This is a genomic window from Vibrio pectenicida, from assembly GCA_024347015.1.
In the GTDB taxonomy this organism is placed as follows: domain Bacteria; phylum Pseudomonadota; class Gammaproteobacteria; order Enterobacterales; family Vibrionaceae; genus Vibrio; species Vibrio pectenicida.
The window spans coordinates 1166351-1182299 of record AP024889.1 but is presented as its reverse complement, the minus strand read 5'-3'; the positions used below and the strand labels follow the sequence as shown (position 1 = coordinate 1182299).

Annotated in this window: 17 protein-coding genes and 1 riboswitch; of the genes, 3 read left to right on the top strand and 14 right to left on the bottom strand. The window is 34.5% G+C overall.

From position 1 onward, the window contains the following. The first annotated feature begins 162 nt into the window (after window positions 1-162). From purR to OCV27_RS05655, 3 genes are all read left to right on the top strand, one after another. Window positions 163-1170 (top strand): HTH-type transcriptional repressor PurR, encoded by a 1008-nt coding sequence (purR, locus tag OCV27_RS05665; RefSeq protein ID WP_125321080.1) that lies wholly within the window; start codon window positions 163-165, stop codon window positions 1168-1170. 146 nt (window positions 1171-1316) lie between these two features. Continuing rightward, a riboswitch (cyclic di-GMP riboswitch) is annotated at window positions 1317-1403 on the top strand. A gap of 194 nt (window positions 1404-1597) precedes the next feature. Then, window positions 1598-2191 carry a TfoX/Sxy family DNA transformation protein gene (locus OCV27_RS05660; protein ID WP_125321079.1) on the top strand — a complete coding sequence of 198 codons (594 nt, stop codon included), beginning with the start codon at window positions 1598-1600 and terminating at the stop codon, window positions 2189-2191. Window positions 2192-2313: 122 nt separating this feature from the next. Further along, window positions 2314-3009: a TVP38/TMEM64 family protein gene (locus tag OCV27_RS05655; RefSeq protein ID WP_125321078.1), complete on the top strand. Its 696-nt coding sequence runs from the start codon at window positions 2314-2316 to the stop codon at window positions 3007-3009. 421 nt (window positions 3010-3430) lie between these two features. Here OCV27_RS05655 and OCV27_RS05645 read toward each other — a convergent pair whose 3' ends face one another. The 14 genes from OCV27_RS05645 to OCV27_RS05580 all read right to left on the bottom strand — a co-directional run bounded on the left by OCV27_RS05645 (window position 3431) and on the right by OCV27_RS05580 (window position 15805). After that, the gene (locus tag OCV27_RS05645; protein WP_337969410.1) at window positions 3431-4507 is read right to left on the bottom strand and encodes a hypothetical protein; all 1077 of its coding nucleotides are present in this window, start codon (window positions 4505-4507) and stop codon (window positions 3431-3433) included. A 174-nt stretch (window positions 4508-4681) separates the two neighbouring features. Next, window positions 4682-5239, bottom strand: coding sequence for an OmpA family protein (locus tag OCV27_RS05640; RefSeq protein ID WP_125323482.1), 558 nt, complete (start codon window positions 5237-5239; stop codon window positions 4682-4684). A gap of 1 nt (window position 5240) precedes the next feature. Beyond that, window positions 5241-6563 (bottom strand): TadE/TadG family type IV pilus assembly protein, encoded by a 1323-nt coding sequence (locus OCV27_RS05635; RefSeq protein ID WP_337969409.1) that lies wholly within the window; start codon window positions 6561-6563, stop codon window positions 5241-5243. Between the two features lies 1 nt (window position 6564). Beyond that, window positions 6565-7137: a tight adherence pilus pseudopilin TadF gene (gene tadF, locus OCV27_RS05630; protein WP_185759863.1), complete on the bottom strand. Its 573-nt coding sequence runs from the start codon at window positions 7135-7137 to the stop codon at window positions 6565-6567. 10 nt (window positions 7138-7147) lie between these two features. Further along, window positions 7148-7660 carry a TadE family protein gene (locus OCV27_RS05625; RefSeq protein ID WP_125323459.1) on the bottom strand — a complete coding sequence of 171 codons (513 nt, stop codon included), beginning with the start codon at window positions 7658-7660 and terminating at the stop codon, window positions 7148-7150. After that, window positions 7657-8745 carry a tetratricopeptide repeat protein gene (locus tag OCV27_RS05620; RefSeq protein ID WP_337969408.1) on the bottom strand — a complete coding sequence of 363 codons (1089 nt, stop codon included), beginning with the start codon at window positions 8743-8745 and terminating at the stop codon, window positions 7657-7659. The genes OCV27_RS05625 and OCV27_RS05620 overlap by 4 nt, the downstream gene beginning before the upstream one ends. Further along, window positions 8742-9608: a type II secretion system F family protein gene (locus OCV27_RS05615; RefSeq protein WP_420919475.1), complete on the bottom strand. Its 867-nt coding sequence runs from the start codon at window positions 9606-9608 to the stop codon at window positions 8742-8744. Before OCV27_RS05615 ends, OCV27_RS05620 begins: the two co-directional genes overlap by 4 nt. Then, window positions 9605-10519, bottom strand: coding sequence for a type II secretion system F family protein (locus OCV27_RS05610; protein WP_337969407.1), 915 nt, complete (start codon window positions 10517-10519; stop codon window positions 9605-9607). The genes OCV27_RS05615 and OCV27_RS05610 overlap by 4 nt, the downstream gene beginning before the upstream one ends. After that, window positions 10516-11781 (bottom strand): TadA family conjugal transfer-associated ATPase, encoded by a 1266-nt coding sequence (locus tag OCV27_RS05605; protein WP_125323461.1) that lies wholly within the window; start codon window positions 11779-11781, stop codon window positions 10516-10518. Before OCV27_RS05605 ends, OCV27_RS05610 begins: the two co-directional genes overlap by 4 nt. Further along, window positions 11778-12971: an ArsA-related P-loop ATPase gene (locus OCV27_RS05600; protein ID WP_337969406.1), complete on the bottom strand. Its 1194-nt coding sequence runs from the start codon at window positions 12969-12971 to the stop codon at window positions 11778-11780. The genes OCV27_RS05605 and OCV27_RS05600 overlap by 4 nt, the downstream gene beginning before the upstream one ends. Before the next feature lie 13 nt (window positions 12972-12984). Then, entirely contained in the window at window positions 12985-13434 is a 450-nt protein-coding gene (locus OCV27_RS05595) for a hypothetical protein (protein WP_337969405.1), read from the bottom strand. Then, window positions 13434-14741 carry a type II and III secretion system protein family protein gene (locus OCV27_RS05590; RefSeq protein ID WP_245986900.1) on the bottom strand — a complete coding sequence of 436 codons (1308 nt, stop codon included), beginning with the start codon at window positions 14739-14741 and terminating at the stop codon, window positions 13434-13436. The genes OCV27_RS05595 and OCV27_RS05590 overlap by 1 nt, the downstream gene beginning before the upstream one ends. Window positions 14742-14745: 4 nt before the next feature. Continuing rightward, window positions 14746-15522 (bottom strand): pilus assembly protein CpaB, encoded by a 777-nt coding sequence (locus OCV27_RS05585; protein WP_337969404.1) that lies wholly within the window; start codon window positions 15520-15522, stop codon window positions 14746-14748. Window positions 15523-15592: 70 nt separating this feature from the next. Beyond that, entirely contained in the window at window positions 15593-15805 is a 213-nt protein-coding gene (locus OCV27_RS05580; protein WP_125323506.1) for a Flp family type IVb pilin, read from the bottom strand. Window positions 15806-15949: the final 144 nt, after the last annotated feature.

Genomic DNA, 15949 nt, shown 5'->3' with positions numbered 1-15949 from the left:
CTCATCACTTTTGCGATATAAAATCGAGAACGAAAACGATAAAAATTGACAGAACTAGAGATAAACCGCTGAATAGAGCGGTTTTTGCGTTTCTGATACTAACTGCCAACCGACACGACTTTTAAATGACGTTTTTGGCAGTCATCGACTGGACAGAACCATATGGCAACGATCAAAGATGTTGCACGCTTAGCTGGCGTGTCAACAACTACAGTTTCTCACGTAATCAATAAAACCCGCTTTGTCGCAGAAGCGACACAAGAAAAAGTGAATGAAGCAGTCACTGAGCTGAACTATGCTCCTAGTGCTGTAGCAAGAAGCCTCAAATGCAACAGTACTCGCACTATTGGCATGCTTGTAACTCAATCTACTAACCTTTTCTTTTCTGAAGTAATCGATGGCGTCGAGAGTTACTGTTATCGTCAAGGTTACACACTCATTTTATGTAACACAGGCGGCATCTACGAGAAGCAGCGTGACTATATCCGCATGCTCGCGGAAAAACGAGTTGATGGCATTCTAGTAATGTGTTCTGACCTAACGGAAGAACTCAGTGAAATGCTAGATCGCCATAAAGATATTCCGAAAGTTATCATGGATTGGGGACCCGAAAGTTCACAAGCAGATAAGATCATCGATAATTCAGAAGAAGGAGGGTACTTAGCAACTAAGTATCTGATTGAGCATGGACATAAAGATATTGCTTGTCTCAGTGGACATTTTGAAAAAGCAGCATGTCAAGAGCGTATACAAGGCTATCGTCGTGCAATGAAAGAAGCTCATCTTAATATTAACGAAGACTGGATTCTAGAAGGTAACTTTGAGTGCGATACCGCTGTTTTAGCTGCAGATAAGATTGTAGTAATGGACAACAAGCCCACTGCAGTATTTTGCTTCAATGATACTATGGCATTAGGTCTAATGAGCCGACTACAACAAAAAGGTATAAAAATACCTCAAGATATTTCAGTCATCGGTTACGACAACATAGAACTTGCTGAATACTTCTCTCCGCCACTGACTACCGTCCACCAGCCTAAACGTCGTGTTGGTAAGAATGCGTTTGAAATTCTTTTAGAACGTATTAAAGATAAAGAGCATGAAAAACGTGTTTTCGAAATGCATCCAGAGATTGTCGTTCGAAATACAGTACGCCATTTAGAAAAATAACACCAAAACGAGTCCGGCTGATAAGTTAAACTATTAGCCAGACCTATCATTTTAGGACGAAACATTTGAACCAGGATCACAGTTTATCAATCGTGATGTGATACTTACCTCAAATCTTATTTATTCTTAATAATGTTCGACTAATGCCACGAACAGGGCAAACCATATCGAAAGAATGGGACGCAAAGCTTCCGGCCTGAATCAGGGAACTGAAAGGTAGCGGAGTTGCCGATGGGCAAAAATGCAAACAACCATACTGTTTAAAACAAAACATGGGCTGGTGATTTAAAGCTTAGTTAGATAGCCAAACCTATTTGTTCTAGCTTAAGTATGACACCTTGTTTAACACTTTATCTGCATTATTTTGCTAATCTCTCGGACCTGATTTTGGTGGCGTATTATTATATATACACCGAGATAATACAGCATGGATAAACCAATACTTAAACAATCGATGCGACTTTTCGATCAGCTTGGTCACATAAAATCGCGCTCGATGTTCGGCGGATTCGGTATCTTCGCAGACGACACTATGTTCGCATTGGTCGTTAACGATAAACTACACATCCGCGCCGATGATAAACTAGCCAACCAATTCCAATATGAAGGTTTAACTCCCTACGTCTACAAAAAACGTGGTTTCCCAGTCGTAACCAAATATTTTGCGTTAACCAAAGATGTAGCTTCTTGCCCAGATCGAGCTCTTTCTCTAGCACAAAGTGCCTTAGAAGTAGCTAAAAAAGAAAAAACATCTCAGGAGAAAGCCCGGCCAACTCGACTTAAAGACCTACCAAACCTTCGGCTCGCAACAGAACGAATGCTAAAGAAAGCTGGAATTGATAGTGTCGATAATTTAGAGCAAACAGGGTCTGTAGAAGCTTTTAAGGCTATTAAAGCCACTCACTCCACAGAAGTGTCTATTGAACTGTTGTGGGCTCTAGAAGGAGCGATTAAAGGGAAGCACTGGTCTGTTATACCTTCTGCTCGCCGCACGGAACTGGAAAGCCTACTCAATAGTTAAACACTCCTTTAAACTTTAGAAGCCAGCCGATCCGGTTGGCTTCTTTGTCTTTTTTGAAATTTTTACTTTATTAAGCTGTTCTTATCTTCTAAGCCCCATTTATTCACATCCAGGAAATCAGTATGAATAAGAAACTTGTGTTAGGTGTCCTTTTAGTTGGATTGATTGTATTTCTTGGCATCAACTTTGGCCAATATCTAACTCTAGAAAACGCGAAAGCCCAGCAAGCATCGCTCTCAGAGATTATAAATAACAACTTCGTATTAGCGGCAATCACTTATTTTCTCGCATATATCACGATAACAGCATTTTCAATTCCTGGCGCTGCAGTCGTCACATTGCTCGGTGCAGCTTTATTCGGCTTTTGGACCAGTCTGTTACTTGTATCCTTCGCAAGCACTATAGGGGCTACTCTAGCTTTTCTTAGTAGCCGTTTTTTACTCCGAGATTGGGTACAAAACAAATTCGGAGAAAAGTTGAAAGCTATCAACGAAGGTGTTGCAAAAGATGGCGCATTTTATTTGTTCTCCCTACGCCTTATTCCGGTATTCCCTTTTTTCCTAATTAACCTTCTAATGGGATTAACACCAATATCAACTGCTCGATTCTATTTAGTAAGTCAATTAGGTATGTTACCGGGAACCGCAGTATACCTAAACGCTGGTACACAGCTTGCGAAAATTGAAAGTCTATCAGGTATAGTTTCAGCCCCAGTTCTGCTCTCATTCGCATTGCTTGGGTTATTTCCTGTTGTAACTAAGTGGATAATGAGTAAATTCAAAGCTACTGCACAAGAACAAAATGGAAGCACATCTTGAAGATATATGCTGCCCCCACAGCACCAGAAGTTCACATAGTATGTGAACTTCTCAGATCACAGTGTATAGATTGCCAAGTTATAGGGGAAGGGATTGCAGGGCTACAAGGTGAATTACCCTTTGACGATAGTACCCAGCCATTTATTTGGTTATTAAATATTAATCAGCTAAATCAAGCATGTGAAACAATTCAACAATTTGAGCTGCGAGGTCAATCCACTTCGAGGTGGCAATGTGAACAGTGCGGTGAATCAAACGAGATACAATTTGGGTTATGTTGGAAATGCAACACCACTAGTGACTAGTTTTTTTTGAAAATGAGCATTTTAAGCCTTCGAGTAAATAACTTGCGAGAAGATTATTTGAGATAATTATACAATCAAAGCCTCTACTATAAGAGGCTCGGTGCATTTGTTTTCTTTTATGTTTTATCTATATTCAACCTTACGGTTACAGAGCGATGATCACTACCAAATGAAGAGCCGATAATAGATTTTCCCTCTGGTAAAATCATAGTTGAGCAGTTGCTAGTATTTATTTTCTCTTTAGGAGTTAGTATAGCGACTCCATCTAGATAACCACTCTGCATTTCACCATTTTCCCGCCTTTTAGAGCCTTTTTTAGCTTTAGCATTAGTATCCGCTTCCCATTTATACGTATTTTCTTGTTGGAAAATAACCGGTAATTTAATTTCGTATTTCTCTGGTACTCCTAACTCAGATCTAAAGCTTTCTGTATCTTGTAAAGCCCTTACTAGCTGGCCATGTAACTTTCTATTTCTAGTATTAAAGTCGCCGGAAAGAACAATATGATTCACATCAGGGTGCTTAGTTGTAATTTTGCATAATATGGCATTTATTTCTTTTTTCCTTTCATCTTGGTCTCTTGAATCAAGATGGATATTTACCATTGCAATTTTCATGTCACCGATTTTTTGTATAGTAATCGTTCCACCCTTATTAGGGTTATTTAATATATCCCTATAAGTAAAACTATCGATGATATTAGGCGCAGTTATTCCTTTTTTAACCAGAGTGATTTGAGCCGTTGTTGAAGGATTACTAACCAAAGACAGCAGTTCTTTTGGTTTCGTCACTGTCACCATTTTTTGTGCACTATTAAGAACAATTACATACTGTGAACGGCCAATAAACTCTTTCATCGCTCCTGAAAGGTTCTTCATCTCTTCTGTAGAGATAAAAATAATATCAGAAGTACTGTTATTTACGATGGATTCGCACATGGATTTACTCATTTTCTTATTTGCATTATTATGAGTAAATACTTGGATGGTTCTGGCAGATAAAGGCCTACCAGTTAAAGGTGGTACTAAACCCTCTAGGCTATTACTATAAAAATCATTATTAGTACTTGATTTTTGAGTTGGTATGCAGCAATTAACAACTTTCCTAACACTAGATGAAAATTTATTTGATTGAGATCTATTCGTTTCTATACCATAACTTGCTAACTGATCACTTCCTGTGCTTATTTTCATTCTATATATCCATAATTAATACTCGTATGTAAACATATAGATAAATATTCGTTAAAACTGTGCGCTATTCGCTTAATTAAATTATTTCAATCCATAAAATAAAATTATACTTGTAAAGTTAAACTAAAAAATAGCTCCTACAGTCTAGGAGCTATTCTGTGTAGAGTATGAATATCAGGTCTTAAGGAACACTCTTCTATTACAGCCAGTTTTGCGATTTTCACTCCAACTACAAGTAGGTTGGCCTTGACCTAAAGCATGTTCGACAAATTGATAATCGCTAGTCAGATGATTTTTCAAATATTCTGTGACTTGCTTAGCCCTTCTTTGTGAAAGTAAATGGTTATAATCTGGTTTACCGGTACTATCGGCATGACCTTCAACTACTATCTTATTGCTCGAATCAATTTGCTGAATGAATTGCTTTAGTTGACTCTTATGAGCAGATGTTAATAGGTATTTATCGTGCCCATAGACAAGAGAAAGATTAGGATTATTGCAATTACAAGCAACATCACTTTCTATTACCTCAACCTGTGTATCAATAATGTGCTCGTAATCGTTAACTTGTTTTTCTAACAGATGGCCTGTAATCTGCGTGGTTAGCTTATATGAAGATATCAGTTTCGTTGTGGTAGTAATTTGAGCAGGAGTTTGTTGATTATTTTTACAACAATCAGCCATTAGTTGTTGAGTAAAGAAAAGTGCCATAATTGTTATTAAATATTTCATATCAACCTCTTAAACTCCCCGATTCTTCATTAATAAGATTAAGTATATATTTATAAATCTCGTCTCCATCCTCAGCTTTTACAATGTTATTACCAAAACATTCAGTAAAGCCACTGTTATCTACAGGTTGAAAATCGACCCCAATAACGGCCATCCTTACTTTTGTGGGTTCCATATTCTGAGAAGTATTTCTCGTAAAACGATTCGGCTTATTTGAAATTTTACTTTTCAGCTTCTTACACAATCCATTATCAACATAATATTTAAGGTTATTTCTCCCATACCCCATATCTTTACCATCTGATAAAACAATAAAAACTTGTTCTGGGTTTCGCTCATCATCTTTTACCTGATACGCTTCTTGGGCTGCAGCAATAATTCCTTGCCATGATTGCGTAGAACCTTTGACCGGTATGCCTTTAAGCCGCCTTTTAAACTCATTATATTGATCTGTTAATGGTATATCATAAAAAGGATATTTTTCTTCTATCTTGTTATTTTCATTAATTTGAGCATCGATATCATGGGGAGACATATTTCGGTTTACTCCCTTAATTTCTTTAACTATTTTGAAGTAAGAAAACATGGATTCTACAGTTTTCTGTGCATCTTCATTATCATACTCGTATACAATTTTTTTTTGCCAGTGAAGATTTTGACTACCATTTCTTATCACTACTGGTGGCCCAAGACTTTCTTTAACGTGCACATGACCGTAGGCTAATAATGCGACACGACTTTTTTTCTCGGTAGGCAGTTTTCTAAGATAATCCACAAACCGTTCAATTGTTAACTTAACAGTATCTATTCTTTTCTTACCGTCTTTCATAAGCAAATTCATTGAATCACTCACATCCAATATAAAGTACACGTCCATCGGCTGAGGTATATATCTATGAGATACAGATTTACCAGCCACATTGAATTCTGGCTTTAAATTGAATGGCTCATAGGACAGCCATGAATCATGGTATGAACTTGCGCTAAGGTTTACTTGTTTATACGGCGCTATCTCCCCACTTTTTTGCACACAACCATCACTGTAATCACACTTTTTTTCATCAATATCAATGTCTATTTTCTTAGCGGTTTTATCAATATATTGAGTAACAATGCGTTCAGCATATTCTTTATTTGTTGCTATGCTACCTTCAGTACGTGCCGCTAGTGCTAGACTTGCAACTTCCGTCGCTTCCGTCAGCTTACTATGAGCTTGTAACTGCTGAGCGACCTGTACACAAAATACTAATAGGCCAATCATAAGAGGTAAGACGCACAAAAAAAGCGCACCTGCTGCCCCCTTCTGGTGTAGATACCCTTTCATACTAAAGTCTTCCAAATGTATAGGCACTACTCACCACTTGATTCATCTCACCATTTATCGCACCGATTAGGTCAAATGGTATTTGGTATGTGAGTGAAACTCTATAGAGTGGCAGATATCGTCCTAAGTTAGTGAATGGTAGAAAATTCTCGGCTTGCTCTTGAGTTAATTTAAACTTGTCAGGAAATAGACGCGGATCGGAAGTTGAGATAACTTTATGCCCAAGTTTAAATTTTTTTTGGCCCCTGTCTAATTGTTCATCTAGATAATAGACATCTACTCGCATAGCCAGTTTATCTGGGTTAAAACTTTGATTCATGCGTTTCATTGAAGAAGAAACGATGTTTTTCATATCATTCTTTGCGTTCATACTCCCAACATTGAGTGAGAGTTTTCCATCAAATAGCTGTTTCCGTTCTGCCACGATCGTTGCTAATGAATAAGCTGCACGATCAAGTTGACCTTTATAATTAATCGCTATCATATGACTCACAGCCATAGCAAAAATACCTGATAATGAAACTAAAACAATACAAAATTCAATGATAAACGACCCCTGTTGTCTATCCCTCATACTCATCACCTCAACGAATTCTATATTTGCTTCGCTCATGTTCTTGAATAACTATAATCTCACGTTTGATAGTCAACTCAGGAAACCACACCGATACAACGGGAGAATAATCAAAGCCTAAACTATATATTGCAATTGCCTTATCATGTGATTTTTGGCTAAAGTTTGAGCAGGCACTGCCGCTTGATTTTTTCTTGATATCAATTGCACTGCAATTAACCAAATCACTATATGAAGGAAGATATTCAACCTCTAACTTGTATGTACCTGGTTTCATTACATGAGACCACAAAAAGCCAGCCTGTTCTTTTAGCTTATTTTCAACTAATTGATTATATTTCACTGACGAACCATCACTTATCGTTTTCTTGGTTGCCGATACAGCTTGAGTTAATGCATGATCAGACATACTAATTGAATAGATAGCAACACAAATTTCTATCCAAGTTAAAACAACAAGTATGAATATTGGTATACCCATAGCAGCTTCAACAGTAAAGCTGCCAATTTGATATTTTCTCATAAAGTTTCGTAGCGTTTATTTTTATAATCAACGATAAAAGCACCTTTTATCTGTAAATCTCTTAAAAAAGCCTTAGCTAGCCGTAAATTACTAAACTCACCAATACAATATCGTTTCCAAAACCCATGGTTATATAAATATACTGGACCATAATTAACCTTAAGGTAATTGAGAAGGTCTTCAGAAATAAGATCATCCGTAGCCAAAACTTGTATTTTATAATTCTTCTTTATTGTTGAAGAGGAAGGTTTAGGATAGATGACCTTATCCTGGATACATTGTTTACTCTGAGGCATAGCAGATATAGGCAATGGATCTTGAGGCTTTTTATATGATTGTGGTATTGTCATATTACTTTGTTTACTCGCTTCATTTTTGCTTTTGTCTTTAGATACCAACTTGATCAAATCTAACATACATTGCTGTGACGCCTCATCAGTATGGGAGCCCTTTAATACCTCTAATATAATGTCAGTTCTTTCCTGGTGTGCAGCTGATAAGATCAAATTTGCTTTAACTTTTTCATCATTAGGACTTTCTAAGTATAGGTTATAAAGAATATCTATCGCACTCAGATAATCTTTCTGCATCATTTTCACAACAGCAATATTATTATCCGTTTCTTTATCCAACGCACCCAGCTTCCGACTTTCTTCGAAGTTCTCAATAGCTTCTTGATACCCTCCACTAGCCGAGTTTATTTTTCCTAACAATATAAAATATTTACATTTGTCTCCTTTTTTTTTCAGATACTTATCAAGCTCTTGTTTTGCTTGGTTATATTTCTTTTTCTGATAAGAAATTCTGGCCAGACTGTAGATAAATTCTGATTTTTCTAACTCTGATGAGCTATATGTTTTCGCATAAAGTTCGGCAGAATCCAAATCATTAATATCCAAATAAATATTAACTAGACGAACCTTATAAGTAGAATTTAAATTAATGTTTTCTTTATAGAATTCAATTACTTTATTTCTATCATTTGAATTCAACAATAAATTTTCTTTGACTTCAAGATCATCATTATGAGTTGCACAACCTAAAATAAGGAAAAATGAATATATTATTATAAAGAATATTTTCATTGCATTAACATCCTCATAATTCCTGGAGCAGTTATTAGTATAACGATAGGAGCCATAATAAATACAATAAGAGGAATAGACATCTTAGATCCCATCTTTCCTATTTTTTCTTCCATAGTCATAATATTTATTTCTCTTATATCTTTAGACAAAGTCGATAGAACAGCACCTATAGAGGAACCAAACTGTAAACTCTGTATTAATGTCATAACAAAACTCTGTGATTCACTAGTGGGCACTAATTTATAAAACTCTTCGAGCGATTTCTGTAAGCCGACTAATTTTGATCGCTCAGCCGTTATAGAAACAACTCTAGCTAAATGAATATCAACAGTTTTTAATTCCTTTGATAGATATTCCAAACTAGATTCTATTGTCATTCCAGTCTGGACACAGACATTCATTAAATCAAGTAAAAATGGCAGTCTAGAACTGATATGATTAATATTTTTCTTTGCACGACGATCAATATACATGTCAGGATATATAACAAAAACAAATAATGATGCTAGTAAATACAATAAAGATGATAAAGAACTAGAATAATCTAATAATAGAAGCATTGATATAATTATAAGGGATAAAACAAAAAGTACGACCTTTACTATATAGTAACACTGAGCAACCCATTCATAGTATATTCCAGCAGAGTTAAGTTTTCCTTCAATTTCTTCCCTATTGTAGTAAAACTTAGAAAGAAATTTAATTATGTAATATTTAATATTATTTTCTTTAAAATTAATATCGATAATTTTGTTTACAATAATTTTAATCTTGACATTTTCTAAGAAACTAATAATTACAAATGAAATTACAACACATATAATGAAAAAAAACATTAAAAACGTATATCTTTGCATCATTCAACCGTTTTTAATATAAGCCATATTATAAAGAAACCAATAGATTCACTTATTAAAACATAATAGAATATTGGTTTCCCTCCATCTTGAAACATTACAAAATCGTAATTTTCTGGGCTAGTAAACTTTAGAATTATAATAAATATAACTGGTAGACAGGCAACAATTTTTGCTGATGAACGAGCTTCAGATGTTAAGGCATTCTTCTTTTTTTCCATTGCGCGCGATTCAAACATTATTCGATTAATCTTATTAATAACCTCTTTAAGCTGCCCGCCTCTACTCAAATTTATACGAATCGTTGATATAAAAAAGAAATACTCCAAATATGGAAAGCTGTTACTGCTTCTTTCAAGTACATCGTCGGCATCTTCTCCTATAAGTAATCTTTCCGACATAGTCTTAAATTCCATTCCAACTTCATTATCTAGTTGATTACCCACATATTCAAAAGCATGTACAATACTTTGACCTGCAGACATTGCACCGCCCAATATCGTGAGAGCATCAGGAAAGTTCTGTTTAAAGCTCTGTTCTTGTAATTGTTTAAGCTTTAGATAAAATAAGACAAATAGAATGGGAGTAATTATTATCAAACTAGATAAATAACTTAGACTAAGAATTAAACTTTTTATTAAAAATGTAACAATAAAGCTTGCCACAATAAAGATAACTATTTTTTTATATATATTAGGTCTAAATACTGATATAAACCGCTTAAATTTTTGCCTAGTACGTCCTTTAAAAGTTTGGTCAAAATGATATGAATCAATAATTGACTTTACATCCTCTACACTCTCCTCATCTAAGCCAAATTCAATGATCTCATCTATTAATCTATTATTCTTCCTATAAACAATAATAATAAAAACAATAACTAAAGCCCAAATTAATGCTAAAGAAAAAATCATACAAAGATCTCTTTTACTGTATCTTCCAATCCGTAAAATCTTGCTCTTTCATATATAACAGAACGAGTTGAAAGCCCTGGAGAATAAAACTTACCTTGTACTTTCCCTTTATCTAGAGCTGATTCTGTATGAAAACGAAAAATATCCTCCATAACAACATTATCACCTTCCATTCCCAGAACTTCCGAAATATACATTACTTTTCGGCTACCATCGTGTAGCCTTCTTACTTGAACAATAAGGTCTACAGCACTAACAATCGTTCGCCTTATTGCGGCTAAAGGCAGACTTGCCGTAGCCATCATGACCATACTTTCTGTACGAGCTATAGCGTCGCGAGGAGTATTAGCGTGCAGTGTCGACATTGAGCCATCATGGCCAGTATTCATAGCTTGCAACATTTCAAAAGCTTCACCTCCGCGACATTCACCAACAATAATCCTGTCGGGCCGCATACGAAGTGAATTAATAACTAAATCTCGAGCAGAAACCTCCCCTGTGCCTTCAACACTTGCTTGTCTTGTTTCCAAACGCACAATATGAGGCTGCTGGAGCTGAAGCTCTGCTGCATCTTCGATAGTTACCACACGTTCGCCCTCACCGATAAAACCCGAAAGAGCATTAAGCAGCGTAGTTTTACCCGAGCCTGTACCACCAGAAATTAATATATTACACTTGCAGTGACTTGCAATCGAAAGGAGTTTGGCCATTTCAGCAGACAAGGCACCAAACTCAACCAGGTGTTCAAGTTTTATTTTTTGTTGTTTAAACTTGCGTATTGAAATTGAAGTACCATCTAACGCTAGTGGCGGCATAACAATATTGACGCGGCTACCATCAGCCAACCGCGCATCACATAGTGGTTTAGATTCATCAATTCTTCGCCCGACCTCAGATGCAATTCGCTTAGCTATATTATTCAGCTGCTTTTCATTTACAAATTGGATTGGAGATTTGGCAACTTTACCATTTACTTCAATAAAGACATCAGATGGACCATTAACCATGATGTCTGAGATATCATCATTATTTAGTAGGGCTTGTAACGGACCTAGCCCTTTCAATTCATCAACTAGGGCTTGAACGAGTTCATTGCGTCGTTGAACACTAACTTGGAGGTCACGACTACTAATAAGAATATTAACTGAATGCATTAATTGGGAAGCAAGTTCTTCGCTGCTTACTTCGCCAAGCGTGCTAGCATCCAACGCATCAAATATTTCATCGCGTAATTGTATGTATATGTCTTTAATATAATTCATATTTTAAAGATTGATTTTTTTGATTTATTATTTATATTTTTTCCAGTCAACTCTAGAATAGCTAAAGAAGTTGAATCAAATATTTTCGATTTCTCTAAGTATCCAATACCATACTGAATTATTTTTTTCTCCATTCCCTGCTCGTAGGGTATATCGACTGTATCAATCACTTTTAACTTATCTTTGACTTGGCCAACTGATAACATATACTCTTTTAATGGTCGGATTAAATTTATTATTATTTTATAGCTTACTTTTGACATTTTTTTCTTTAAGTTGTTACATGAACGTAATGAACCAATAGATGGCTCACAAACTATATATATATGATGATATCTTTCAAAAAAACAATCATCATATATTTCTCCAAACATATTTGCAGGAACTGAATCAATAATAAAGTTATACTTTCCACTTAGTTCTGAAGAAATTTTTAATAATGCCGATGTATGACTATTAAAATCTCCACTATTTCTTTCCAACATTAAATAATCTAGTTTCTCAGAAACCTTATTAATATAAGATTCTGCCACAACAGAATCTATTTCTATCTGATTGACATTTTTATTATTTTGACCAGGTTTAAAGCCTTTAATACCAGAATAAATATCACTATTAATTGCAGTGGAATCATAGTCAACTAAGAGAGTTTTTAAATATGCTTTTGACGATAAAGAGTAGGAGAGTAAAGAGCTTATCAAAGATACACCTACCCCTCCTTTGGAACCTAGAACTAATATTCTCTTCGCAACACGAGTCTGTTTAATATTAGAAGATGCTTTATTGTGATCGGATCTAATTGAATATAGTAAATTATCTAAGTTATCATCCCACAGTACATAAACTCCACCTAAAGAACACACTTTATTCTGGAGCAAAATTGAATCAACATCACTTATTATTAATAATGAAACGCTGACATCTAATACCGTTATTACTTCTGAAGTAATCTTTTCAATATCAGCTGTATTTCTCATGTCAAATATAATGTTTCTTATTTTTTTTGAGTATGATTCCAAATAGTCATGATAGCTTGACTTAGATAAAAAAACAGGTTGAGAAAATCCTTCTATAGTATAAAGTTCTTTTACTGAATTTAAAAAAACCTCATCTTCAGATACTACTACATCACTGATATTATTTTTTACATCAGCGATAGTATTAAATTTAAAAATACTATTAAGATCCATAAGTAAATATACTCTATATAGGGTTAACTAAGCTAGTGACTCTGTTATACTCAACAATACAGCCAAATTTATAACTTTCTCCTTGCAAAAAACCAATGTCTTTACAGTCTTTATTTCTTATTACAAAATATTTTGCAGAAATAATTATCTTTTTAGAATCCAAATCATCTATCAAGCTGAATTTGTATGAATAATATTTCAACCCTAAATCATTAAATATTTGACGAATGTCGTTGATAGCCTCACTAGAGTCAGAGTTATATTTAATATCAAATTTAGCATCTTTCTCACTCAACTCTTTTACAAATTTCCTCACGTTAAGATTAACATCATCATTTCCAACTTGTACAAATTCTATGGTCTTTTCTACAACATCAATATCAACAGTGTTTTGATCATTAGAATTGATATTACTACAACCCGATAAGATAATAATAAGGCTGATCTTAAGCAATATTTTCATTAATTGAATCCACCCTGGCTAATTGTTTTTTCCAGCATAGGATCTTTAATATCAGCTAAGTTAATTCCTAATAGACGCTCTAAGTCACTAGTTCTATGAAAACCCGGTAATTTTATTTTTTCGGCTTCAACTGGGTTAACCAAATTAACTGTCGCAACTATTACCAGTTCTGTTTTATTACGATTAGTTCTACTTTGACTAAAAAGTGCCCCCAAAATAGGAATATCTCCTAATAAAGGGACCTTACTCAACGATTCCTGTTCTTCCGTACGCAAAAGACCAGCTAGAACAAAACTTTGTCCATTTTTTAGTTGAACCGTTGTTTCCGCTTTACGGGTGTGTAAAGCAGGAACAGATAATAGACCGTTAAATGTTTTATTTGATTGATCTATAGTACTAACTTCTGGGTATAGAGATAGACGTATATTTTCCGAATCAGTTACTTTAGCAATCATTGATAGCCTAACTCCATATTCCTTGTAGCTGATAGATACACCCTTGTCATCACGTATCGCAATTGGTATCTCACCACCGACGAGAAAACTTGCCTTTTCACCGGAAATAACAGATAGATTTGGTTCAGCTAGTATCTGTCCTATACTTTCATTACCAATAGCCGAAATAACTGCGACTATATCTTTAGAACTAAAGTTAGTTAGCTTGTTAATAAACGTGCCTGACTCACCTAAGCTATCACTATAGCTAACTCCCAAAGTGGATAAAAACGAACTTGATACTTCCGCTACAGTGATTTTGACATTAATTTGTTCGGTAGCGAGTACTTTAAGGTTATTAATTATCTGCTCATAAATATATTCGGCAGTAAACTCCAACTCTCCATCGTCACTTCCATCTTGAGATAGTCTTTTTGTTACCTGTCGTCGTCTATCCTTATTAAGCATTTCACCTACCAAGCGATATACTTTCTTTTTTACCTCTTCACTTCCAACTATACCGTCTAAAACGACTTGGTCTCCAATATTTGAAACCGTGATTTTCTCTCCTGGGAAACGAGCAAGTAACGTTTGCTTTAGCAACCTTAGGCTCTGATTAATTACAAGCTCAGAATTATGAATTTCATGGCCAGATCTATCATAAACAATGAATGATGTAGTCCCTACTCCAATGCCATAAACCACAACTTTGTTTGCATCAATAATCTTATAATCTGCTACTTCTGGATTGGCTACAAATACAGTTGATATCTCACGTTTAACATTTATTGTCTTAGCACTACCTTGATCAAGGTTCATAATTTCGGATGAAAAGCCATTTGATGATAATGCAGTCATAAAAAATATAAACATATACCTAATAGCTATTTTCATTCTTACTCCCACCACGTAACTCTCTTACACCAAACTGATTTTCTAAAAGATGACTACTCCTTACACTCATATCTACACTACTAAAGGTAGAAGGTATAATACTTATATCACCAATTTTTCGAGCCATTTCTAACGATAAAATTTGTTTTGGGCTTAGAGCTACAACAACACTGGTATTATATTCATCAGTATTTTCTTTCTTTTCCTTTAGTACTTGTATCACTCGAGAATTTTTTATAATCACTTTACTAACTAGATGACTAATATCATCATAACCTGATAATAATATATTCGATTTTGAAGATGTAGTAGAGACAAAGCTTATCTTATCACCAGTGTTTAGGTTTAATGACTTGGCTGAGAAATTGGAAATGTCATCATATAAATATGGAATTTCATTCTCCTGTAATACTAGATCAATATAATCATTTTCACCTGGCATAGAAAACATATCTCGAGTTAGTAGAGAACCACGATCAACTCCAGTTCTGAATATTAGATTATTATTTAAAGCTGAATCATTCACTTCTATGTACTGTTTCAATTCAAAATCTTTAAGGCTGATTTTAGTTATAGTTAATAAATTTTTTTCAACTATATCCCTTTTATTTACATCATTCTCAACTTGATAAACTGAAACCAATATCTCTGGTTCTAATTCATCTTCAATAACAACATCAGAATTTATATTCTCAGTCAAAAAGAATACCAAAGTGAATATTGTTAATGCAACCACAAAAACAATAATAGTCCGATTCATATTTTACCTAGAAAATTATATAGGGGCTAAAGCCCCTCAAAGTATATATTAATACAACTCCATCAATATATTAACTTGTACCCTTCGCTTTTGATATATTGTCTGTTATGTTTTTCATTGCATCATTCATGGCACCTTTTAATGTTCCTTCTTGAAATACCAATAAAATTATTCCTGACATGACTACTGCTATAATTGCATATTCAACTGCAGTGACTCCACGAATGTCATCTGTAAGCTTTAACTTAAGTTCAATACAATTTCTTAAAAATTTATTAAACATATTTTCCTCGATTTTAAATAACGGCCTAAGAACCAATGTAATCCCCGTCAATATACAGTAATATCAACAAGGTATAAAATAATTTTTATTTATACCTATATAATAAAATAATTATTAACTAATTAAGATATATAATTTACCATC

Coding starts and splice junctions, on each gene's coding strand:
- OCV27_RS05645 (WP_337969410.1), bottom strand. CDS start 4,507: ATGAAAATAAGCACAGGAAGTGATCAGTTAGCAAGTTATGGTATAGAA.
- OCV27_RS05580 (WP_125323506.1), bottom strand. CDS start 15,805: ATGTTTAATAAATTTTTAAGAAATTGTATTGAACTTAAGTTAAAGCTT.
- OCV27_RS05595 (WP_337969405.1), bottom strand. CDS start 13,434: ATGAAAATATTGCTTAAGATCAGCCTTATTATTATCTTATCGGGTTGT.
- purR (WP_125321080.1), top strand. CDS start 163: ATGGCAACGATCAAAGATGTTGCACGCTTAGCTGGCGTGTCAACAACT.
- OCV27_RS05605 (WP_125323461.1), bottom strand. CDS start 11,781: ATGAATTATATTAAAGACATATACATACAATTACGCGATGAAATATTT.
- OCV27_RS05600 (WP_337969406.1), bottom strand. CDS start 12,971: ATGGATCTTAATAGTATTTTTAAATTTAATACTATCGCTGATGTAAAA.
- OCV27_RS05655 (WP_125321078.1), top strand. CDS start 2,314: ATGAATAAGAAACTTGTGTTAGGTGTCCTTTTAGTTGGATTGATTGTA.
- OCV27_RS05620 (WP_337969408.1), bottom strand. CDS start 8,745: ATGAAAATATTCTTTATAATAATATATTCATTTTTCCTTATTTTAGGT.
- OCV27_RS05660 (WP_125321079.1), top strand. CDS start 1,598: ATGGATAAACCAATACTTAAACAATCGATGCGACTTTTCGATCAGCTT.
- OCV27_RS05640 (WP_125323482.1), bottom strand. CDS start 5,239: ATGAAATATTTAATAACAATTATGGCACTTTTCTTTACTCAACAACTA.
- tadF (WP_185759863.1), bottom strand. CDS start 7,137: ATGAGGGATAGACAACAGGGGTCGTTTATCATTGAATTTTGTATTGTT.
- OCV27_RS05625 (WP_125323459.1), bottom strand. CDS start 7,660: ATGAGAAAATATCAAATTGGCAGCTTTACTGTTGAAGCTGCTATGGGT.
- OCV27_RS05635 (WP_337969409.1), bottom strand. CDS start 6,563: ATGAAAGGGTATCTACACCAGAAGGGGGCAGCAGGTGCGCTTTTTTTG.
- OCV27_RS05585 (WP_337969404.1), bottom strand. CDS start 15,522: ATGAATCGGACTATTATTGTTTTTGTGGTTGCATTAACAATATTCACT.
- OCV27_RS05590 (WP_245986900.1), bottom strand. CDS start 14,741: ATGTTTATATTTTTTATGACTGCATTATCATCAAATGGCTTTTCATCC.
- OCV27_RS05615 (WP_420919475.1), bottom strand. CDS start 9,608: ATGATGCAAAGATATACGTTTTTAATGTTTTTTTTCATTATATGTGTT.
- OCV27_RS05610 (WP_337969407.1), bottom strand. CDS start 10,519: ATGATTTTTTCTTTAGCATTAATTTGGGCTTTAGTTATTGTTTTTATT.